General features: G+C 68.5%; 17 protein-coding genes. 11 read left to right on the top strand and 6 right to left on the bottom strand.

Going from position 1 to position 20,721, the window contains the following annotated elements; genetic code table 11:
* Positions 1–153 precede the first annotated feature (153 nt).
* Complete coding sequence (locus tag ACX9TP_RS43285) at positions 154–690, bottom strand: GNAT family N-acetyltransferase (RefSeq protein ID WP_482976551.1); 537 nt, start codon at positions 688–690, stop codon at positions 154–156.
* A gap of 285 nt (positions 691–975) precedes the next feature.
* Here ACX9TP_RS43285 and ACX9TP_RS43280 point away from each other — a divergent pair, with 285 nt between their 5' ends.
* Both ACX9TP_RS43280 and ACX9TP_RS43275 read left to right on the top strand, forming a co-directional pair.
* Complete coding sequence (locus ACX9TP_RS43280; protein WP_482976550.1) at positions 976–1,701, top strand: GTP-binding protein; 726 nt, start codon at positions 976–978, stop codon at positions 1,699–1,701.
* Positions 1,698–3,197, top strand: a complete 1,500-nt coding sequence (locus ACX9TP_RS43275; protein WP_482976549.1) for a sensor histidine kinase — start codon at positions 1,698–1,700, stop codon at positions 3,195–3,197. Before ACX9TP_RS43280 ends, ACX9TP_RS43275 begins: the two co-directional genes overlap by 4 nt.
* A 1-nt stretch (position 3,198) precedes the next feature.
* Here the strand turns inward: ACX9TP_RS43275 and ACX9TP_RS43270 are convergent, their stop codons facing one another.
* Entirely contained in the window at positions 3,199–4,110 is a 912-nt protein-coding gene (locus ACX9TP_RS43270) for a LysR family transcriptional regulator (protein WP_482976548.1), read from the bottom strand.
* Between the two features lie 143 nt (positions 4,111–4,253).
* On the opposite strand from ACX9TP_RS43270, the gene ACX9TP_RS43265 reads away from it, so the two are divergent.
* The 8 genes from ACX9TP_RS43265 (at position 4,254) to ACX9TP_RS43230 (ending at position 12,709) form a co-directional block, all read left to right on the top strand.
* Positions 4,254–4,583 (top strand): DUF6289 family protein, encoded by a 330-nt coding sequence (locus tag ACX9TP_RS43265; protein WP_482976547.1) that lies wholly within the window; start codon positions 4,254–4,256, stop codon positions 4,581–4,583.
* A 234-nt stretch (positions 4,584–4,817) separates the two neighbouring features.
* Positions 4,818–6,347, top strand: a complete 1,530-nt coding sequence (locus tag ACX9TP_RS43260; RefSeq protein WP_482976546.1) for an ankyrin repeat domain-containing protein — start codon at positions 4,818–4,820, stop codon at positions 6,345–6,347.
* On the top strand, positions 6,344–7,225 hold the full coding sequence (locus ACX9TP_RS43255) for a hypothetical protein (protein WP_482976545.1): 882 nt from the start codon (positions 6,344–6,346) through the stop codon (positions 7,223–7,225). Before ACX9TP_RS43260 ends, ACX9TP_RS43255 begins: the two co-directional genes overlap by 4 nt.
* 53 nt (positions 7,226–7,278) lie before the next feature.
* On the top strand, positions 7,279–7,521 hold the full coding sequence (locus ACX9TP_RS43250) for a hypothetical protein (RefSeq protein WP_482976544.1): 243 nt from the start codon (positions 7,279–7,281) through the stop codon (positions 7,519–7,521).
* Between the two features lie 68 nt (positions 7,522–7,589).
* The gene (locus ACX9TP_RS43245) at positions 7,590–7,958 is read left to right on the top strand and encodes a transposase (RefSeq protein ID WP_482976543.1); all 369 of its coding nucleotides are present in this window, start codon (positions 7,590–7,592) and stop codon (positions 7,956–7,958) included.
* 153 nt (positions 7,959–8,111) lie between these two features.
* Complete coding sequence (locus ACX9TP_RS43240) at positions 8,112–8,471, top strand: transposase (protein ID WP_482976542.1); 360 nt, start codon at positions 8,112–8,114, stop codon at positions 8,469–8,471.
* Positions 8,472–10,214: 1,743 nt separating this feature from the next.
* Positions 10,215–11,720 (top strand): hypothetical protein, encoded by a 1,506-nt coding sequence (locus ACX9TP_RS43235; protein ID WP_482976541.1) that lies wholly within the window; start codon positions 10,215–10,217, stop codon positions 11,718–11,720.
* 128 nt (positions 11,721–11,848) lie between these two features.
* Positions 11,849–12,709, top strand: coding sequence for a hypothetical protein (locus ACX9TP_RS43230; RefSeq protein WP_482976540.1), 861 nt, complete (start codon positions 11,849–11,851; stop codon positions 12,707–12,709).
* Between the two features lie 9 nt (positions 12,710–12,718).
* Here ACX9TP_RS43230 and ACX9TP_RS43225 read toward each other — a convergent pair whose 3' ends face one another.
* The 4 genes from ACX9TP_RS43225 to ACX9TP_RS43210 form a co-directional block, all read right to left on the bottom strand.
* On the bottom strand, positions 12,719–13,135 hold the full coding sequence (locus tag ACX9TP_RS43225; protein ID WP_482976539.1) for a hypothetical protein: 417 nt from the start codon (positions 13,133–13,135) through the stop codon (positions 12,719–12,721).
* 398 nt (positions 13,136–13,533) lie between these two features.
* Positions 13,534–15,387, bottom strand: a complete 1,854-nt coding sequence (locus tag ACX9TP_RS43220; RefSeq protein WP_482976538.1) for a discoidin domain-containing protein — start codon at positions 15,385–15,387, stop codon at positions 13,534–13,536.
* Positions 15,388–15,488: 101 nt separating this feature from the next.
* The gene (locus ACX9TP_RS43215; RefSeq protein ID WP_482976537.1) at positions 15,489–16,661 is read right to left on the bottom strand and encodes a lanthionine synthetase C family protein; all 1,173 of its coding nucleotides are present in this window, start codon (positions 16,659–16,661) and stop codon (positions 15,489–15,491) included.
* Positions 16,643–18,124: a class III lanthionine synthetase LanKC N-terminal domain-containing protein gene (locus ACX9TP_RS43210; protein WP_482976536.1), complete on the bottom strand. Its 1,482-nt coding sequence runs from the start codon at positions 18,122–18,124 to the stop codon at positions 16,643–16,645. Before ACX9TP_RS43210 ends, ACX9TP_RS43215 begins: the two co-directional genes overlap by 19 nt.
* 804 nt (positions 18,125–18,928) lie before the next feature.
* On the opposite strand from ACX9TP_RS43210, the gene ACX9TP_RS43205 reads away from it, so the two are divergent.
* The gene (locus tag ACX9TP_RS43205) at positions 18,929–20,626 is read left to right on the top strand and encodes a fibronectin type III domain-containing protein (protein ID WP_482976535.1); all 1,698 of its coding nucleotides are present in this window, start codon (positions 18,929–18,931) and stop codon (positions 20,624–20,626) included.
* Positions 20,627–20,721: the final 95 nt, after the last annotated feature.

Below are 20,721 nucleotides of genomic sequence, written 5' to 3'. Positions count from 1 at the left end.
GGCCCAGGGCACGCGCCGACGGCCGGGCCACACCGAGCCGGAGACCGCGTCTTCCGATGGAAGGGGGTGAAGCGTGCTCCGGGGCCGGCAAGGAGGCCCGCGCGGAGCGGGGGGCGGGAGGAGCGACCTCCCGCCCGGGGGCTACAGGGGCGACTACAGCTCGCGGGACATCAGGAGCCGGAGCTTGCCGGACTTCTTGGAGACCACCGTGGCCACGGTGGTGAAGCCTTCCTTCCGGTAGAAGCTCACCGCCGCCGAGTTGGACGGGTCCACCCGCAGGGCGATGGTCTTCCGGTACATGTCGCGGGCCGCCTTGAGCGCCTGCTCCAGCAGGACCTTGCCCAGGCCCTTGCGGCGCAGCTCGGGCTTCACCACGATGTTGCGCAGGTAAGCCGCGCCCGGCACCGGGCCGTCCCGCTCCACCGTCACGTAGCCGACCAGCTGGTTCTGCACCTTCGCCACATGGACGTAGGGCTTGAGCTGGGTGAGGGCCTTGAGGCTGTCCTCCTGCGTCTCACCCCGGCTCTTCCAGGGCTCGGAGCCAGCGCGCAGGTTCGCCACCGCCGTCATGTCCTCATCCGTGGGCAAGGAGAACTTCACCGCCGTCATCAGGTCGTTCGGCAGGCCCGCCACATCCAGCACCGGCGCTGGGGCCATCTCCACGCCCGGGTCCACCTGCTTCATCGTCATCGCCTTGCTCCTCCGTCGCGCTGCGATCCTAACCGCTCCCCCGGCACCCGTGCACGCAGTGATTCCGCGCACATTGTCCTCTTACGTGAGGAGACTGCCTTCCCCAAGTGTGAGGAGCCGGACCCCGCCAAACGTCCCATGCACCCGGCCCATTCCACGAATGAGGCCCGCTTCCACGCCCGGAACCCGACCGGCCTTCCGCACCGGGCCGCTTCCCACTATAAAAACGTGCGTCGTGTGCCAGAGGTCTACCTCCTCACACGAACAGGTCAGCCCGAGCCCCCCTTGCAACTCAACCACGCCCAGCGAGAGCTGACGCTCAAGATCGTCTACTACGGGCCCGGGCTGAGCGGGAAGACGACGAACCTGCGCCATCTGCATGCCCGGGCCTCGGCGGAGGTGCGTGGTCGCCTGCTCACCGTGGAGACCCACGACGACCGCACCCTCTTCTTCGACCTGCTGCCCGTCTTCTTCTCCACTTCCTCCGGCTTCAAGGTGAAGGTGAAGCTGTTCACGGTGCCCGGCCAGGTCATCCACAACGCGACGCGCCGCATCGTGCTCCAGGGCGCCGACGCGGTCGCCTTCATCGCCGACAGCCGGCGCAGCGCCACCGCGGACAACAATGCCTACTGGCGCAACCTGCAGGAGAACATGAAGGAGAACGGCCTGGACGTGGACCAGGTGCCGGTGGTCATCCAGTTCAACAAGAGGGACTTGCCGGACGCCCGGTCGGACGCGGAGATGGACGTGGCGCGCAAGCGCGGCAGCGAGGCGGTGGTGGGGGCGGTGGCGCTCAAGGGCGAGGGCGTGCTGGAGACCTTCCACGCGGTGGCCCAGGCGGCCTACCGGCGGCTGGACGCGCGCGCCCACCTGGCGCGCCACCTGGGGCTGACGGAGGAGGAATTCCTGGGGCAGATCTTCCGGAGGATGGACGTCACGGGCACGGAGCTGGAGGCCCGCTACGGGCAGCCGGCCGGCGGTGAGCGCAGCGGCAGCGGGGGCGGGCGATGAGCGCCACGAGCGGGCCTCCCGAGGGCTCCCAGCGCCGCGAGTCGGTGCTCCAGCGGCGGCTGACGCTGGCGGACATGCTGGACCTGCCCTCCTTCACGGAGGTGGTGAGGAGCTTCAGCGAGCTGTACCGCGTGGGCATCAAGGTGCTGGACACGCGGGGCACCAAGCTGGCGGACGTGAAGGTGGGGCACGGGGACTTCTGCTCCTACGTCTTCACCTTCCCGGACGGACGCGCGCGCTGCACGGCCACGGTGGCGCGGGTGAAGGACGGCCCGGTGGCGCCGGTGCACGGGGCCCGGCCCGCGGTGGGCGAGGGCGTGGAGGAGGCGGGAATCGTGGCGCTGCCGTGCTTCACCGGCCTGCGCTACCTGGTGATGCCGGTGCGCTGGGAGGGCGAAGCGCTGGGCCGGGTCATCCTGGGGCCCTTCTCGCCGGAGGAGCTGCGGGACTTCCCGCCCTCGCTGACGGACATCGCCGGGGTGGACCTGGCGCGGGCGCACGAGCTGGTGGGCAAGGTGCGCCGGGCGCCCGAGCGCACGGCCGCGCAGGTGCTGACGCACTTCGGGCAGGTGCTGGGCGCGCTGGTGGCCAGCGGGCAGCGGGCGTACCTGACGACGCAGCTGCACATCGAGGCGATGCTGGACACGCACCGCGAGCTGGAGGCGCACAACGCACGGCTGGCGCAGGCCAACACGCGGCTGAAGGAGCTGGACCGGCTGAAGTCCACCTTCCTGGGCACGGTGAGCCACGAGCTGCGCACGCCGCTGGCGTCCATCATCGGCTACTCGGAGATGCTGGCCGAGGGGCTGGCCGGGGCGCTCAACCCGGAGCAGCTCCTGTACGTGCGGACGATTGTCGAGAAGGGCGAGTCGCTGCTCAACCTCATCTCGTCCATCCTGGACCTGAGCCAAATCGAGGCGGGCAAGCTGCGGCTGGCGATTGCGCCGGTGGACCTGAGCGGCGTCATCCAGACGGCGGTGTCGAGCGTGGCGCCGCAGGCGCAGCGCAAGGGCGTGGAGCTGGAGGTGCGGCTGCCGCACGGCGTGCAGCCGCGGGTGGCGGCGGACGCGGACAAGCTGCGGCAGGTGGTGGTGAACCTGCTGGCCAACGCGGTGAAGTTCACCCAGTCCGGGGGCCGGGTGTCGGTGGTGATGTCCGAGGTGGGCGCGCAGGCGGAGCTGGGAGCGCAGGGCTACCGCATCTGCGTGGAGGACACGGGCGTGGGCATCCGCCCGGACCAGTTCGAGCACATCTTCCAGAGCTTCTACCAGGTGGACGGCAGCTCCACGCGCGAGCACGGCGGCGCGGGGCTGGGACTGGCGATTGTGAAGAGCCTGGTGGAGGGACACGGCGGGCGCGTGTCCGTGGAGAGCGAGTTCGGCCGGGGCTCGCGCTTCACGGTGGTGGTGCCCCTGCACCCGCCGATTCCCGAGCACGGCGTGCTGTCGGCGGTGGCGCCGCTTCCGGAAGCGCCGTCCGGGCAGGACCGGTTCTGATTCAGGCGGAGAGCACCGCGCCGCGCAGCAGGTCCACGAGCGTGCCGAGCGCCGGGGCGAGGGGGCCGTGACGCTTGTGCACCGCGCTCCACTGTCGCCAGTAGCCCTTGCGGCCGAGGCCGCGGGTGACGAGCCCCCCTTGCGCCAGGTGCGGCCCGACTGACCAGCGCGCGAGGAGGCACACCCCGTGCCCGGTCCGCACCAGCTCCACCATGGCCTCGGTGAGTGGCAGCGTGCGGACGCGCAGTGCCTCGGGCCTCCGTGGCAGGAGCTCCCGGCGGAAGCGCTCCTCGTCCTCCGCGGGCAGCGGGTAGAAGTAGACGACCTGCTCCGTCAGGTCCGGTCCGCTGACGAAGGGACGCGCGGCCAGCGGGTGGCCCGCGGGCAGCACGGCCACGAGTTCATCGCGGAAGAGGGGCGTGGAGACGAGCCCGGGAGCGCTCACGGGGTAGCAACAGAGGGCCACGTCCAGCCGGTCTTCGAGAAGGGCCTTCTCCGCCGAGCGCGTGGCTTCCACGTCCAGCCGCAGGTCCACCTCCGGGTGCGCGGTGGACAGCCCCGTCAGCATCTGCGGCAGCCACTGGTAGCAGGTGTAGCACTGGGCGGCGAGGCGCAAGGGACGGGGCGGCGTGGGCGTCAGCGGGGCGCGCAGCAGGGCCTGCTCCCGTGCGAGTTTCGGCAGCACCTCCGCGGCGAGCGCCGCCAGCCGCTGGCCCGCGGGCGTGATGACCATGCGCTTGCGCACGCGCTCGAAGAGGGTGACTCCGAGCCGCTCTTCGAGCGCTGAGAGCTGGTGGCTGATGGCTGACTGGCTCAGGTACAGCCGCCGCGCCGCGCGCGTCACGCTGCCCTGCTCGACGATGGCCTGGATGAGGCGGAGGTCTCGCGCCTCGAGGGTGCTCTCCTGGGACATGTCATGAAGCTACTGCATGAACTTGGATGCCATCAATGCGTTGGACGCAACAACACCTCCGAAGGCACATGTCTGGCTCAACCTGGAGGCCCGCCCGGGGTGGGCGCTCCTTCAACCGAGGAACAGTGATGATGCGTCTGTCCGTGTTGGCATTCGTGGTGGTCTCCGGCGTGCTGGCGGCTTGTGGTTCCGGTGCTGGCCCCGTGGAGGAGGGCAGCACGCTCGACTCGCAAAACCAGACACTGCCGGCCAACGAGGTCCAGAACTGGTACTACGCGAGCGCGGCGCTCGACCCCGCGCAGATGGTGGGCGAGCGGACCCAGTACTGCGACGGCTCGAACGATGGCTGGGGTGTCACGACCCCGTATTACAAGCGCGTCACGATTTCGTGTGACAACGGGGGCTTCGGCATCGAGTGCTACGATTGCACCAAGTTCCCGTGCAAGGCGATTACCTGTCCGTATCTCCCCTGATTTAGGATTGAGCTGAGCAGGGCGGGGCGGAAAGCCGCTGCCCGCAGGCGACGAAGGGCCCGGAGCCTTGCGACTCCGGGCCTTTCTCATTCCATTTCCGGAGCACGGCTGGGTCCACCGCCGTGTTGCTCGCACAGCGACGCCGGCTCGCTTGGCAGGCGGAACGATGGAGTGCACACTCCGGAGCGACACTCACGGAGTGCGCTCTCAGGCAGACCCACGTCGGCATCGACCATGACCAGGCCAGACAAGCTCACCGAGGTTTTCGAGAAACTGCACGAGCCCTCCGGGCTGGAGTCGCGGCTCCAAGAACGCGACGAGACGCCGCTGATCTGGGCGGTGAGCGAGGGGTATCACGACATCGCGCTGACCTTGATCGAGGCCGGTGCCGACCTGAACGCGCGGAACACCGACGGCAACACGGCGTTGCTCCGGGCCGCCTGCGAGAATCGCGCGGAGCTCGCCAGCGTCTTGATCAAGGTGGGCGCGAAGCTCGACGTCCAGAACAACGACGGGTACTCCGCGCTCATCCTCGCGCGGCGCCGGGGCAACAAGGAGATCGTCGACAGCTTGCAGGCGGCAGGAGCGGATTCGCGCCTGGTCACGCGACTCGGGACGACCTTCGACAACCCGGGCGACTCGCGGAAGACCTCGCTCAAGGGCCGCCGCGATGCGGTTCTGGAGAAGAAGATCATCGACGCCATCTCGAAGTGCCGCGACGGCAGGATGGCGGGCAGGGAACTCGAAAAGTACGTCAACCTGAATCCCGAGGACCGGTTCATACAGACCTCCGTCCTTCGCCGCGCCTACGTCCGCTACGACGGGTCCCACAATCCCTCGGCGCCCAATTACGTCCTCCTCGACGATGACATGGAGCTCGGCATCGTCTCGAGCGCCGTTCCCGAAGTCGCGCGCGCGGTCTCCTCGATGCTCAGCCGCTCACTCGAGGACGCGCGCAACGACCGCGAAGGCCAATTGCCCGCGGCGGTCGTCAGGCGCGTGCAGCTCGAGATCATCTCGCCATACGGCGTCGCGCATATCTGGGGCGTCACGGGCCATCGGTTCGTGCTGTCGCGGCGCGTGGGTCCCGAGCGAAGCGAGCTCCTCGCGACCATCCTCGTCGGACGGAGCAAGGACACGGTGTTCTTCTTCACCGGCCGTTACAACAATCTGAGGCACTCGACGATCCGCGAAACCGTCGACTTCGACCAGCCCGACGGTGACGACCCCGCGCACAGGTGGTTCGACAGGTTCGCCTTCCCCGAGGTCCGTCGCTTCAAACCGAAGGGCTACCACCACATCGCGAACTTCGTCGTCTGCAAGGAGGAGCGCGGGCGCAAGCTCGCCCAGTTCCTGCTCGACAAGATCGTGGAGAAGTACGCTCGCGACCACCTCGACAAGCACCAGCGCGCCGTCGAGCACTCGCAGCACCTGCTGTGCGGTAAGGGCTTCTGGCAGATCGGCGACCCGCCCTGGCTCCCGCGCATGGAGAAGCTCGGCTTCCGCCTGCGGTGGGGCGCCGAGAGCTTCTTCATCGAGCACGACTGGGCCCGCTTGCCCGCGATCTTCGACCGGAAGACCGGCGAGCCCATCTCCAACGTGGCCTACAACACGTCCTACGGGCTCCCGCGGCGATACCTGAGCTCGAAGCCGACGGGAGACACCTCCGAGTACCTTCTCGATCGGGTGCCCGAGGTCATCCGGCTGTCGCAGGACCCCAAGGCCAAACTGCAATACTTCCAAGCCATGTTCGACTTCGTATGAACCTCACACACCTTAGACAAGAACACACGCTCGACTCGCAGCAGGTTGCCCCGTTCACCGGCGAAGGCGCCTACCACGGGTCGACCCGCAAACGAGCGGCCCGAGCCGCGAGCGCACCGCAGCCGGTCGTCGTCGAGGAGATGCGACCCACCACGCTCGACGCGTACCCGCTCGACGGGTCGCGCCCGATCGCGGAGTTCGAAGCCACCTTCCCGAACCTCTACACCGTCGAGCGCGTCCTGCCGGTCCCGACGCAGGAAGAGGTCCGCGGCGATGGCGTCACGTTCTGCTGGAGTCCCCTCGAGGAGGCCCTCGAGGTGGCGGGACCGCTGACCCGGCGCGTGCTCGAAGCGATGAAGGAGTTGCTCGTCGGCGACAAGCGCTTCGTCTACGTCGACTCGAAGATTCAATATTTCGAGCCGGGTGACGTGCCTGTCGACAGCCAGCACTGGCACGTGGATGGGAGCATCGTGGCCCGAGGTCCCGCGGTCGAAGCGCTCGGCCACAACCTTCTGCACGACATGAAGGCGAGGCTCGCGAGCGGCGTGGTCCCGCCTCGGTATCTCGCCTATCAATCGTCCGAGCACTGCGCGACCCTCTTCGCGACCTCGCCCGTCACGATGACGCTGCCCGAGCTCATTCCCAACTTCGACGGCCTGGACGCTCACATCCGCGCGCTCTCGCCGCCCATCGTGGCGCAACCGGCGTCCTCGATTGTACGCACCGACGGGCTCTCCCTGCATCGCGCGCAGGCCGCCTCGGGCGCAGGCTGGAGACTCTGGGTCCGTTGCGTCGAGACGGACCGCGAGGTCCTGCTCGATTCGTCGATCATCGGGTGTTACGGCACGGTGTTCAGGCCGAGTGTCGTCACGAGATGACCCTTGTGAGCCGACCCGGTGCGCTCGCTCGGCAAGAGACCCAGACGCGTTCCATGACAGCGCTCTGCGCTGGGGACGGCCCCGCGAAGCTGCTGTGGCACCAGGCGCTGGACCCTGGCGCCGAGCTCTTCCTGCGCGCGCAACCGCGGTACGTGACGGGCGACCTCGACGGGGCGCTCGCCGACGTGCGCCGCGGCGTGAAGCTCTTTGCTGACCGCGGGCTCACGCGCGAGCGGCAGCTTCGCGAACTCCACCTCACGCCGCTCGCATCACGCTCCACGGTTCCGTCGAAATAACAGCTTCGTGCGGGGAGTCGCCCCAGAGCCGGAGCCGCGCGGCAAGGGACGCTCACCTCTTCTCAGCGGTGCTGTCCATCTTCCTTCGGGCGCTGGCTGCCCTGCAGCGCAGGCGGGCGAGGAGGCTTGGGGTGAGGGGAGCGCAGGCGGGCGCCGTCACCATCCTGCAGCGCTTCAGCAGCGCCCTTGCCCTCAACCCGCACCTCCACTCGGTGGTGCCCGACGGCGTCTGGGTGGAGGAGGGGGAGGGGGCGCGCTTCGTGCCGCGGCCTCCCCCAGGCAAGAGGAGGTGGAGCGACTGGTGGCGGTGGTGCGCCACCGGGTGCTGCGGCCGCTGGAGAGGCGGGGCGTGCTGCCGGCGGAGGGGCCCGAAAACGCCCTTGAGGCCCTGCAGGCCGCCAGCCTGCAGCAGCAGCCGTGGGCCAAGGTGGAGGTGAGAGCGCCGCCGAGGGGGAGCCCTCGCTGCGCGCAACACCCACCTGCATGCCAATGACAGGGAGGGGCTGGAGAGGCTGTGCCGCTAAGGGGCGAGAGGGGCCCTGGCGCTGGAGAGGCTGACGAGGCTGGAGGATGGGAGCCTCTCCTACCGCATGAAGCGGCCGCTGCCGGACGGCACCAGGCACCTGGTGCTGCCGGTGGACGCCTTCCTGCGGCGGCTGGCCGCGCGGGTACCTCCGCTCGGCAGCAACCTTGTCCGCTTCCATGGCCTCTTGGCCCCGGGAGCGGCGCTGCGGCCCCGGGTGGTGCCCAAGTCCGAGGCGCCAGCGCCAATTTCAGCTCAGGCCCCTGCTGGAGCTGCGCAGGTGCGGAGCAAGCAGCGCGCTGCGCGGTTGGACTGGGCGACGCTGCCGAAGCGCAGTTTCGACTTCGACGTCTTCACCTGTCGTGGCTGCGGCGGGCGCCGGAGGGGCTGGAGGTGCTCAAAGGCCCCGGCGTCAAGGAGGTGTTGAGGCACCTGGGGTGGCCCACCGTCCCCTTGCCCCTGGCCTGTGCACGAGGCTTTGCCTCAAGGGGAGTGGCTGCACGGAAGGGCAGAGGTCCCCGACACCTCGGTTTGAGTGGCACCGGCTGGGCCACACAGGCCGGCGGACAGGCGAGGAGTGCGCGCGCAGGCACGCGGCGGGGGGGGCCGCGCACCCCCTCGAGGGCCACGGCCCGCCAGCGTCCGAGGGGGGCGCACAGAGCGGCGACCGGATGCTGAGGTGAAAGTGGCCGCTAATTCCGCCTATACGTAAAAGAGCATGCTGTAGAGCATCGTCGCGTAACGTACGAGGTAGGGCAAACTCTTCACCACCTGCTGAATGGTCTCTACCAGCAAACATGCCCCCTCTGGGCCGTCACCCGTTAAGCGAAGACGGCCAAGAAGGAGTCGCTCTGGCCTTCGACTCAACCTCGGGGTCCGTGCCACTGCGGAGCAGCTTCGCGCCATAGAGCCAATCGCGGTCTGCACCAAAACGCCCTGCGCCTCTCGCAACGTGCGATGAGGCGCAGGTAGTCTGCTCTCGACAGAAGTTACGGCATGACAGGGTGGGCTACCGGCAGATGACGACCGTAGCCCCTCCGTACTGCATGCACACGTGCACCTCGTGCACGAGCCGTGCCCCGGCCGCTAAGAAGCCGAGGATCACCGCAGCGCGCCTAAGCAAACGCCACAGCTGCGGGGAGAAGGGCTTGCGGGGGGGCCTGGGGGACGGCGGCAGCTGAAGTTGGCGCGTCATTGATGCTCGCTCCTGACACAGCGGGTTCGAACGACGCCTTGTCTGTAGGAAGTAGGCTGAACGAGGTCAGGTCCCATGCCCTCATCTCATGCTCAGGTCCGGGCGTAGTTCGGGAGTCCGCTCACTGTATATCCCGCTATATAGAGGTGGAGGCGTACCCGTGTGGGGGCACCTCGCGTCCAGAGAACGATGTAATTTCAGCCCCTTGCACTATGAAGAGCGGCGTTTTGTCGGTGGCCTTAGTACCGAGCGTTGGCACCTGACTGGGGTCCTCCTCCACAACCTTCGCCATGATCTTCTCCACGTCGTTGCGCTTGAAGATGGCAAAGGTGGCCTGGAGCCCATTAACGGTGGGCCAACGCCTCGTGTCGCAGGTGAAGCTCTTGAGCCCAGCGAACAAGGGGAAGCTGAAGGGCAGAGGTCCCCGACACCGCGGTTTGAGCGGCACCGGCTGGGCCACACAGTCCGGCGGACAGGCCAGTAGTGCGCGCGCAGGCACGCGGAGGGGGGCCGCGCACCCCCTCGAGGGCCACGGCCCGCCAGCGTCCGAGGGGGGCGCACAGAGCGGCTACCGGACGCCGAGGTGAAAGTGGCCGCCCATTCCGCCTATACGTAGGCCAATCTCAGTCCAAGGCTATAAAATCCAACCTTAGTAGTAAATCATGTCATCCCTGAGGCCCTTCCATTTCGGCGTAAGGGCCGCAACCGCGAGGGGATGCCATGAAAAGAGCAGTGATTGGAACGGCCGCGACGTGCCTGCTGGCCACCCTGGGAGCTGGCTGTAGAGAGCAGGAGGCTCCTGCGCCAACCCGGCCCGCAGCCGTGGAGCGCACGGCCGGGGCGCGCGTCCAATGGCAGGAGCACTCCCGGTACGCGCCGGGCCTCGATTGGGTCCTCATCCAGATCAAGACCGGTCCCTACGACCCGCATGTGCCAGCATTCCCCGGTGTATTCCGGCTCAAGTATGCGGAACACGTGGTGTTCCCGTCGCCCATCGTGGAAGTCGCCATCAATGACTGGCACTCCATGACCCTGCGGGATGATGGCCTGGGCGACGACGATGTCGCGGGGGACAACATCTTCAGCGGCGAGGCGACGCTCGACTTCTACGAGCTCGCCGCCCATTTCGAGCGCGTCAACGGCCTCGGCCTGAGCGCGCCCACCTTCCAGGGGCGCGACTTCACCGGCTGGGCCGACCTGCCTTCCGGGAGGGACACCGACTGGTTGAGGGCCAGGCTCGAGGAGGGCGTGCCCATCGACCTGACCCACCTGTTCGTCGGGTTCCCCCAGCTCGTCTCCGCGCCCCACTCGCTGTTCATCACCGCCCCTGGCACGGTGGAGGACTCCACCCGGACCACCCCCGACGTGTGCCAGGCGGCGGCGGGTGAGGCGCAGAAGAAGTGGAGCTTCGGCCACCTGATGACCCAGATGGCCAACCCGCAGCGGACCGGCAGGTCCGCCTCGGCCTTCGCACGCCAATGGCTGGAGAGCTGGCGTGATGAGCAGTTCATCAATGGCTGGCAGGTGCCCCAGCGGGACACCGTCGGCGAGGTCATCTCGCAATGGGAGCTGGCCAGCGGCGGCACGGAGCTGGACCTGGACAAGGCGCCGTTCAAGCTGCTCGCCATCGTCAATCGCATCGACCTCGCCGAGAACCCCGCCTACGGAGGCGCCACGGGCGGCGAGGTCCGCTTCATCTTCGGATGGGTGGACATCCACAACTGCCGGGTGCAGCCCTTCACCGTCAGCTTCGACTATGGCGTCCCGGAGGCGAACGGCGGCTGCGCCGGCCTGAGGTCGTGGGCACAGCAGTGGAAGGACCTGGACGGATACGTGCTGGGCTCGCCTGAGTACAACCAGGCCCTGGAGAGCCTCACCGAGGTGGTCACCCCCTCGGACGCCGTGCTCGACAAGCCCAATGGCAGCGCGCTCAACCAGATTCGCACCCACGAGGACTCGCCGGACCAGACGGCGCAGTTCCGCGAGTTCACGCTGTCCCCGGACACCGGCCTGCTGACGCCCGTCCCCGTCGCCCTGACGCCGGACAGCAGTCTCAACGGCACGGAGCCCATCACCACCTACCTGGGCGAGTTCTCCACGCGCCTCCTGGCAGGGCAGGCCCAGGTGCCGCTCGTGTTCCACGACCAGTCCTTCGTGGGCGGCGTCGCGGACGTGCCCTCTCCCGCGTTCTACTGGCAGGCCGAGCCCGAGAGCCCGGTGGACCCCGAGGCCCGGCACCGGTTCTCGCTCAACACGTGCAGCGGGTGCCATGCGGGCGAGACGGGGACGTCCTTCTCGCACCTGAACCCCACCACCGGCGCGCTCTCCGGGTTCCTGACGGGCACGAGCATGACCGACCCGGCGGACCCCTTCATCACACGCGAGTACGCGGACCTGACCTTCCGGGCCGCGCGGCTGGACAGCCTCGTGAACCAGATGTGCCTGTTCCGCCTCAACGACCACCGCCCGCAGTCGCACTGACGCGCGGACGGGCCCGCCGTGGAAGTCCCATGCACGGCGGGCCTCCAGTTGGGGAAGGCCCGCCCCATCACCTAGAGTGAGCGCCCAGGCGGGGCGAGCCCGTGCCCGCCGGTTCCCCGGGGTAGCAGATGATTCGAAGCCTCCAGTCCCTCTTCCGGCTCATCGAACGGGGTGAGTGGGGCATCATCCTGGCGGTTCTCGTCATCGGCATCCTCGTGTGGGTGGCGCGTGACTGGTACGAGGCCCGGGAGGCCCGCCGCGAGCCCGAGCCCGAAGCCCCGAAACCCCTACCGCCTCCCATGCGAGGCCCGGCGAAGGTCTCTCCGAAGCTGCGGCTGACCGTCATGGCGGTGGCCGCCGTGATGCTGGGAGCCGTCGCGTTCCTCTACACACGGGAGTCCCATCTCGAGGGGACGATTCATGTCCTCGCCCTGAGCGAGCAGGGCGTGGAGTTGACGCTGGATGACCAGCCCGTGCTGCCCTTCCTGGTCGAGGGCCGGCACTTCCAGTTCCCCGTGGGCCGTGGCGTGCACCGGGTGAGCCTGAAGGACGCCACGCTGGAACAGCCGCACGAGCTCGTCATCAACGTGACGTCCGGCTACGCCCAGCTCGTGATTCCCGTCGTCGGCATGTGCCTGGTGCAATTCGATGTCGCGCGCCTTGCCCGGACGGACGTGGCAGCCCTGTCTCGCGAGCAGCGGCTCCAGTGGCTGAAGAGTCAGGCGGAGAAGGTCGAGCGCCACTTCGACCCGAACCGGCCGATGTACCTCGCCTCTGGCACGCGCTTCGAGCTGGAGACTCCGCCCGACCCGTCCGGACAGCTCCTGCTCGCGCAGGTTCCCTGCCAGGACGCGCTGCAGCCGGCGACCGCCCTCGTCACCGCGGGCCTCACCGTCCCGGGCCTGCGCGCGGAACTGGGCGGGCTGCTCGATGACCTCGAATCCCTCTCACAGGAGGGCAATGCCGGAGCGTCGACGTCCGTCCCCTAGTCTGCTGATTCAGGCAACCGGTGCAGCAGGAGCCGGGAGCACCGCGCGTTCGCGCAGCCCCAGCAGCAGCTCCAGGCCCCACCACGCTCCGAGGCTGGGACTGACGCCCATGCCCACCAGGGGGACGGGGAAGGCTCCGAGGCAGGGAGCCAGCGCGGTGAGCGCGAGGTAGACGGTGAGCCCGACAGCCTCCGCGCGGGAGGCCTGCCCCACGGTGGCAGCCAGCGGCGACAGGGCCGCACCGGCCAGCATCAGCACCGCCAGGATGGGAGATGTCTCCAGCGCCAGGCCGATGATGCCCTCGACCTCGACCTCGACCTCGGGCACGGGCTGGAGCGGGTCTGGACGGAGGACCGCGACCACCGCCGCCACCAGGGAATGGCTGCGGCCGCGAGCCTGAAGCCCCAGCTCGACGGAAGGAGCCACAGCACCGCGATGACGGCGCCGGCCAGCGCCACCGCCTGCGAGGCGTCCGGCTGGAGCGCCAGGACAACAGCAATGGCGGGCACGGAGGCCCACAGCGGGCTGCGCCGGGCCACCCCGCCCGTCCATGCAACCACGGTCATCGGCAGCAACAACCCGGCGGCGTTGAGCCAGAGAGGCCCGAGGACGACCCAACGATGCACGCCCGAGGGGCCGCTGCTGAAGAGCGTGGCCACCATCACCACCGGAACCAGCGATGCCGGGGGGATGAGGATGGCGATGCGCGGGGCCAGACGGAAGGTGACTCCAGCCCCGTGCTCGCCAGGGTGCAGCGGGAAGAGGCCTTGCCTTCATGCCCCCGCGCCCGCCTTCGAATTCGCGCGTCTCAGGCGGCGGCCAGGTCAGTTGTTGTAGAAGCCGGCCTCGTAGATGACGGGTGAGCCCAACCCATTGGTCCAGTAGATGCGCGCCTTGCTGGCGATGACGGTGGGGAAGCTGACCGTGCTCTGGGCGCCAATCGCTCCGCCGTTGTAGGCCGTCGCCCACGCTGAGCCGTTCCAGTATTCGATGCGGTAGCTGTAGGTCCGGTTGCCGTACTCAGACATCGTGACGGTATTGAAGGCGGTCCGCTTGCCGAAGTTGACCTCGAGCCAGGTTCCGGACGGGTTGGGCCCGGCGCCGCTGCCCTGCCAGTTGGTGTTGGGGTCGCCGTCGAAGGCCTTGTCGGCCGTCTGGTTCGCGTCCCAGGAGGTGGACGCGGCGTAGGACTCGTACCGCGCGAGGTTCGGGGCGGTCGACGGGGTGGCGTTGTAGCTCATCTCGTAGATGATCGGCGTGTCGATGCCGGCGTCGAACTTCAGCCGGGCCTTGCGGCCGGTGACCGCGGCGAAGCTGACCGTGCTGGACGCGCCGATTCCGCCGCCCGTGTAGGCCGTCTTCCAGACCTCTCCGTTCAGGTACTCGATGCGATACGACTGCGTGCGATTGCCGAACTCGCTCATCGTGACCTGGCTGAAGGTCATATCGCGGCCGAAGTCCACCTCCAGCCAGTGATTGCTGTAGGGCACGCCGCCCGAGGCTTGCCAGTTGGTGTTGGGATTGTTGTCGAACGCGCGGTTCGCCGTCTGGCTGGTGTTCCAGTTGGAGGAGCTGCGGTACTTCAGCACCTCCGAGACGGCTTCGATGCGGTCGGTGCCGTACCACAGCGTCGGGGTCAGCCAGCCGCCCTCGTCGAACTCGTTCCAGGCGTAGACCAGGACGCTGTTCGCGTCGGACGAACCCTGGTGCGTCTGGACCCAGTTCACCGCGTTCTGCAGGTTCGTCGCGACCTCCGCGGCGGTGGCCTGCTGAGCGTAGTCGTTCATCGTCGGAGGGGTCGTCATGAAGGTCGGCGGGTTCAGCGCCCGGGGACGGTTGTCCCAACCGACTGTCACGAAGGGAATCACCTTGCGGCCCGTGGCCGCGTGCGAGTTCCAGTGGTTCTGGTTCGCCGAGATGATGGTCGAGTAGGGCACCCCGCCCACCGCGCCGTCAGCGTAGGCGCTGATTGCATCGGCGCCCGCGGCGCTCGCCATGTTCGCCGCCGTCGTGGCGTTGGGATCCATCATCACCACGTACGGCGTCGGCATCCCCCTGGCGGCGGTGCGCGCGCGGAGTCCGGAAACCAGACCGGCGGCGGCGTCACCACTGAAGACGTAGAACAGCGGGCGGCCGTTCAGCACCTTCTGGTAATAGGGACGCGCGAAGTCATCGACGATGGAATCCATCTCGGCTTCGGTGTTGAAGCCGCTCATGTACGCGAAGTTGAGACCGTCGCGCTCGCTGCTGTTGAAGTAGAGGTTGCGTCCGATGTCCAGCGTGCCCACCGGATACCAGACGAACGCCCAGTAGTTGATGCCGGCGTGCTTCGCGTAACGGATGTCCGCGTCCATCGTGGCCTGGGTGACCTGCCGGACCTTGACGGAGTCCCACCCCGTCTCTTCGGCATAGAACGGGAGCCGGTCGTGGAACTGGTGCGGCCCGAGCGAGCGCTCCACCTGCAGGCCGGTATCGCTGGGCACGCGATTGAGCCCGGGAACCGGGTCGATGGCCACATGGTCCCCAATCCAGGCGTCCCACCGGATGGCCCCGACGGTCGCGCCGGCGGGGTTGGCGGCTCGGGCCTGGGACAGAGGGGGCAGCACGAGGAAGGCGCAGGCTGCGGCCAGCGTGCTGGCTTGCAGGCGGGTCCGGACACTTCGACTGTCAGTGAGCATCTCTCAACTCCTGTGGGCGGTGCGGCTGTTCACCCCTGGGAGTCACGCGTCGGCCGGAAAGGTCGCACGCCTATTTCGAAAAAGAGGGGGTCCGCCGTGAGTCACACGCGAGGACGCGGCTCGGGGAAGACATCGTGGAACAGCCGGGGCCCCAGGACACTCAGCCTGTGCAGGAACAGGCCGATGCCCGCGCCGCCCATTCCATAGTCGTGGCTGATGCGCAGGAGAAACCGGCCCGGAAACGCCACGCCCTCGGGCCTGTCGATTCGGAACAGCAGCGTCTGCTCCGCCTTCTTGCGCGCCTGCTCCAGATACCGCGGCTCACCCGTCACCCGGTACATGTCCAGCAGCGTCTCCCCCATGGAGGCGAGCCCCTCGAAAAGGTGGGGCGCCGCGGCGAAGAACACCGCGCAGCCCCTCGCCGCCTTCCGGGCCAGCTCCAGGTAGCGCTCCTCCCCCAGGGCCTCGAAGAAGCGGATGAGCGTGGAGGCGACGCCAGCGCCGCCGCGCAGCCAGTAGGGCCGGTGCGACTGGCTCTCCGTGTTGACGCCCCAGACGAACCCACCCTCCTTCGCCTGGCCGTGCGCCACCTCGAAGTCCATGGCCCGCCGCGCCACCTCGAGGTAGCGGGCCTCGCCGGTGACACGCCACAGGGACAACAGGAAGAAGGCCGCCCCACTGCCGCCGTACGCGAAGCCCAGGGGGGTGGTGCCATCCGACGGGTCGCACCAGAAGAGGCCCGCGTCCGAGTGCTCCGCGGTCTTCATCAGGTGCTCACCGGCCTGACAGGCCCGCTCCAGGAGCTTCGCGTCACCGGTCCGCAGGTGGAAGGCCAGGAAGGTCAGGCCCCAGCCCGCGGCGCCGGTGAACATGTCCGTGGACTCGAAGGCGAGGGGCGAGCGGGGCACCTGCTCCAAGAGCTCCAGCCCGCGTTCGAGCAGGCCCAGCTCCGCGAAGCTCCAGGCGACTCCCGCGATGCCGGAGTAGAGCCCCGGTGGATAGGCGGTGAGCGTCACGGGCTGGGCCAGCAGCCACTCGCGCGCGGCCCGTGGAAGCTCACCCAGCGCGGCTTGCAGGAACAGCGCCGTCCCACAGGCACCGTGCGCCAGGTTGAGCGCATTGGTCTGGTAGGCCATCGTGTCGGCCGGGAAGAGGCGGTCCGTCCGGCTCGGGTCCATGGACGCGAGCATGTGCCGCGCGAGGCCCCCAATCGCCTCGCGCAGCAGGTCGGCCCCTGGCACCCGCGCGGGGGCGTTCAGCTCGCGAGCGTCCATGACTCCACCTCCTGACGCGCGAGGTCCGCGCGCCCTTCCAGCAGGGCCTGGATGATGCGCCGCACCTGGACGGGCAGCCCCGCCTCCACGAAGTGGTCGAGGATGCGGAACGTGGGGTGCGACTTGTCCAGCTCGAAGAGGCTCTGGATGGGGCAGAGCAGGTTGTAGAGGAGCATGCCGCACGCGTAGAAGTCGTCGAAGGGCTCCAGCGTGGTCGCCTGACGGCGTGACTCGGCGCGGAACCCCGGGTTGAACCAGCGGACCGACAGGACCGAGCTCTCGCCGCGCACCAGGGCGGCCTCGAAGTCGATGAGGTTGAGCTTCCCCGTGCCCCGGTCGAACAGGACGTTGCCTGGCGAGATGTCCCCCACCACCAGCCCGCACGCGTGGATGGCCTCCACCGCGTCCAGCAGGCGGAGCGTCAGCTCCCGCAGGACCTTGCAGAAGCGCAGGACGCGCTCGGGGTCATCCATGTAGGGGAGGAGGATGAAGTCGTCGCGCACCCGGAGCCGGGTCAGGGGCTCGCCTTCCACGAAGGAGGTGGCGAGGTAGGTGTGCTCCCACTCCTGGAACAGCTCGATGAGCCGCGGCACGAACGGCAGGTCCTGCATGCGCTGGAGGTTGTCGTGCTCCCGCCGGAGCGCGGCGACGGCGTCCACCGTCTGCTCCCCGCCCAGCCACGTCTCCGTGTGGGGGCGTGCCTCCTTGATGCAGACAGTCTGTCCCGTCTGCGCGTCAATGGCCCGGTAGATGCCGCCCGTGTTGGTGAACGAGAGCGCCTCCTGCACCTGATAGCGGCCGTGCAGCAGCCCCGTGTCGTCCTCGGGCTCCGGGCTGTCGGGCAGCGGGTCCTTCACCCATTCCGGGAGCTCGAAGTACGGCGTCCGGACATCCGGGAGGAAGGTCCCATCCGGCTTCTGAATCATGAGCTGCTGGGAGCCGTCCGCGCGCAGGCGGGACATCCGCTGGAAGCCGCCGTACCGGTAGAAGACCGACTTGCTGTCCCGATACCGCTTGTCCGAGAGGATGTAGGGGCCCTCCAAATCCCGGGTCGCCTGGTGCAGGGCTTCGAGGAGAGCCAGGAACGCAGGCTCGTCCGGAGGGTAGATGGCCATGAACTTGCCGGACGCGCCTCGCGCATGCCGCTTCGAGTTCATGAAGCGCAGCAGGGTGGGGTCGCCGGCGAGTTTGAACGTCACCCCGGCCCGGACGCACTCGGGGACGGCCCTGCGCAGGACGGTCTGCGCGCCCGCCACCGTCGAGGAGACGTGAATCTTGAAGCCTTGCGGAACCAGGACCGCGTTCGGCGGGCTCGCCCGAAGCCAGACATCGAACCGGGACGTCTTCCAGTCCGCCGGAATCAGGGTCCGCAGGAGGTCCGAATAGACAGGCGTGACGGGAAAGCGGCCGAGCGGCTCGAAGTAGTTCCGGTCGCTGAAGGTGAAGGAAGAAAGCTCTTCCATGCGAGGCTCCTGGTCGGGACGCGCTGAAGACCTTCGCCGCCCTCACCGGCGGAGTCACCGCCCGGGCGGGGGCTCCGTTCCCCACGGGCCACGAGGGCGGAAAGCCTCGTGGTCCGTGAGACGGAGCGAGAACGCTTACACCACTAGCCGCACAGGTCGCTGCCGGTGGTGCAGTGCGCGCTGCTCGCGCTGTTGATGATGCAGTCTTCCTTCGGCGCCGCGAGCTTCTGAAGAGAGAGGATTTTCTTCATGTCTGGCCTCCTGTGTGAGGTGTTGCTTTGCCCCTCAGGGCAGGCAAATGCTAACGCCCGAAAATTCGGACGCGCAATGAGGGCAAAGGCTTGCATAGCCCCACCTCGCCGTCCGGGTGGGAGGTGCGGCCGTGATTGGGAGCGAGGGATGGAAAAGTGAAAGACAGCCGGAGCCCTTCCGCCCCTGCTTCTTCTGGGGTGGCACTTCTTTCCGCGCACTGCCACGGCTTCGTCGGGTGGATGCACCGCGGCAACGGCCGTTGAGGCCCGGAGCCGCTCGCGTGGGCCCGGGTCGGGCGGGGCGGCAATAGGAATTGGGGAGGGCCACGGCCCGCCAGCGTCCGAGGGGGGCGCACAGAGCGGCGACCGGACGCCGAGGTGAAAGTGGCTGCCCATTCCGCCCATGCGTAACCAGTGTTCTGCCCCAGACATCCCGAGTCCGGCCTCGTCAGCTGACGACTGGAAGATCAGTCGTATGCTTTCCAGACATCGCCGACATGGGGGACCGACCGGGCATCCCAGCCCGGCGCATGGTGTTGGCGAGACAGGGAATATGCTGAACTGGCGCTTGATATTGCTTTCGCTGTTGTTCTGCACTTCGTGGCTGGGCTGCACGGAGGATGCGGACCCGACTCCAGACAGTGGGACCGTGGACGGAGGTAACGTCAGGGACGCGGGCACGGATGCGGGCGTGGAGCCTGTCGACTCGGGCACCGACGCGGGCCTTCCCTCGGCGGACGCGGGCACGGATGCGGGCAGCGACGCCGGGACGGACCCCGCCGATTCGGGGACGGAGCCGACGGACGCGGGCCCCACGGACAACGCGGTGCACATCCGCCGCTTTCATCGCTACCGGACGGCCAGCGGCGTCACCGAGTGGCCAGAAGACTTCGAGCGGACTCCCGTCGAGCTGTTCATCGTCGACGGAAGCACCTTCGTCTCCCATCCCGGCGAGGCCGCCGGGCCTGGCGAGTACATCTTCCCGGAGGTACCCCGCACCACGTACTACCTGAAGATTGGCACGAGCTACATCGTCACCGACGCACGCGACCTCGACCTGAGCATCAACTTCCTGGGCCACGCCGATGCCGGTGTCGTCGAAGCCTCCGAGGGCGCCCTGGCGAACCTGGACCTGGAAGGGCTCGAGCCCTGGCGAACGCCCCCGACGCAGCCCTCCACCAGTCTCCAGTTCGTCTCCGGCGAGGTGGACTTCGCAGGAGGGGTGTATCTCGACACGCCACAAGAGGGCGACGTCTCGGTGCACGAGGAAGGCGCGGCCTTCTACAACTTCGCGGGGGAGACACTGCCCGTCTTCGCCCAGGCGCGGGGGGACCGTCTCTGGGTGCTGCAGATGTCTCCTCGGGACCTGGGCCCGTTGTCGGACGGAGGCGTCCAGCGCTACATCACGGCGGTCCGCGCCACCCACCTGGCTCCGTTCTCCTATGACGGCACCGCGCCCCTGCCCATCCGGGGAACGCTCGAGGCGCTCCCCCTGAATGAGTTCCCGCTCGACTGGAGGGTCTCCGCCTTCACGGAGCTCGCCGACGAGGTGCATCCGGACGCCACGACCGGCTTCTCCGGCTTCTCGCTCAACCCAGCGGCCCATGCCCCTCCCGAGGGCTGGGTCGGATGGTCGGGCGAGCTGCTCTCACTCACCCGTCGCCGGGGCGAGGATTCCGACGTCCAGGCCTCTCTCGTCTACGGGAACCCGTTCCCCACCCGCTGGGGACTGGTGGGGACGGCGAGCACGCTCTTCGCGGTGGATGCCCACATGCCCGATGGGCTGAACGTCTCCCTCACCACCGCCATCAGCGTGGTCGACCGGGACTCCGCGCTGGCGGCCGGGCCCATCACTCCTCGCATCCTGCCCCCTCGAGGACTCACCCTGGACGGCACGGCGGCGTATGGCCCACGGGACTTGTCCGTCGGCACCCACCTCGTTTCCTGGCAGCCGCCCTCCACGGGGACCGCGGACCTGTACCTGGTGAGGCTGCGGCGCTTCGAATACATCAACGAGACCTTCGTGTTCCCTGCCACCCGGGCCTCGTTCTACGTGGACGGAAGCGCGACCTCCCTCCTGCTGCCCTCCGACGTGTTCGAGCCGGGCACGAGCTACTTCCTCATCGTGGAGGCAGTCAGTACTGACGGGCACCGCGTGTCGGACAGGCCGCTGATGCTCTACGACCGGGCCCCCCGTTACCAGGCGCCGACGTTCACCGGGCTGCTCAGCACTCCTGCGCAGGCGCGCTGAGCCGTCCAGGGCCGGCGGGCAGCAACGCTCGCCGGCCCTCTGGCCCGCTGGCTCCGTCCGCCTTCGCGAAGTCCTGGACCTTCTCCCGCGTGAAG

The sequence above is a fragment of the Pyxidicoccus sp. M15 genome (genome assembly GCF_056858435.1).
The sequence above is the reverse complement of the archived record's forward strand: the minus strand, read 5'-3'. Positions and strand labels throughout refer to the sequence as shown.

Coding starts and splice junctions, on each gene's coding strand:
- ACX9TP_RS43285 (WP_482976551.1), bottom strand. CDS start 690: ATGACGATGAAGCAGGTGGACCCGGGCGTGGAGATGGCCCCAGCGCCG.
- ACX9TP_RS43275 (WP_482976549.1), top strand. CDS start 1,698: ATGAGCGCCACGAGCGGGCCTCCCGAGGGCTCCCAGCGCCGCGAGTCG.
- ACX9TP_RS43270 (WP_482976548.1), bottom strand. CDS start 4,110: ATGTCCCAGGAGAGCACCCTCGAGGCGCGAGACCTCCGCCTCATCCAG.
- ACX9TP_RS43260 (WP_482976546.1), top strand. CDS start 4,818: ATGACCAGGCCAGACAAGCTCACCGAGGTTTTCGAGAAACTGCACGAG.
- ACX9TP_RS43255 (WP_482976545.1), top strand. CDS start 6,344: ATGAACCTCACACACCTTAGACAAGAACACACGCTCGACTCGCAGCAG.
- ACX9TP_RS43250 (WP_482976544.1), top strand. CDS start 7,279: ATGACAGCGCTCTGCGCTGGGGACGGCCCCGCGAAGCTGCTGTGGCAC.
- ACX9TP_RS43240 (WP_482976542.1), top strand. CDS start 8,112: ATGAAGCGGCCGCTGCCGGACGGCACCAGGCACCTGGTGCTGCCGGTG.
- ACX9TP_RS43230 (WP_482976540.1), top strand. CDS start 11,849: ATGATTCGAAGCCTCCAGTCCCTCTTCCGGCTCATCGAACGGGGTGAG.
- ACX9TP_RS43220 (WP_482976538.1), bottom strand. CDS start 15,387: ATGCTCACTGACAGTCGAAGTGTCCGGACCCGCCTGCAAGCCAGCACG.
- ACX9TP_RS43215 (WP_482976537.1), bottom strand. CDS start 16,661: ATGGACGCTCGCGAGCTGAACGCCCCCGCGCGGGTGCCAGGGGCCGAC.
- ACX9TP_RS43210 (WP_482976536.1), bottom strand. CDS start 18,124: ATGGAAGAGCTTTCTTCCTTCACCTTCAGCGACCGGAACTACTTCGAG.
- ACX9TP_RS43205 (WP_482976535.1), top strand. CDS start 18,929: ATGCTGAACTGGCGCTTGATATTGCTTTCGCTGTTGTTCTGCACTTCG.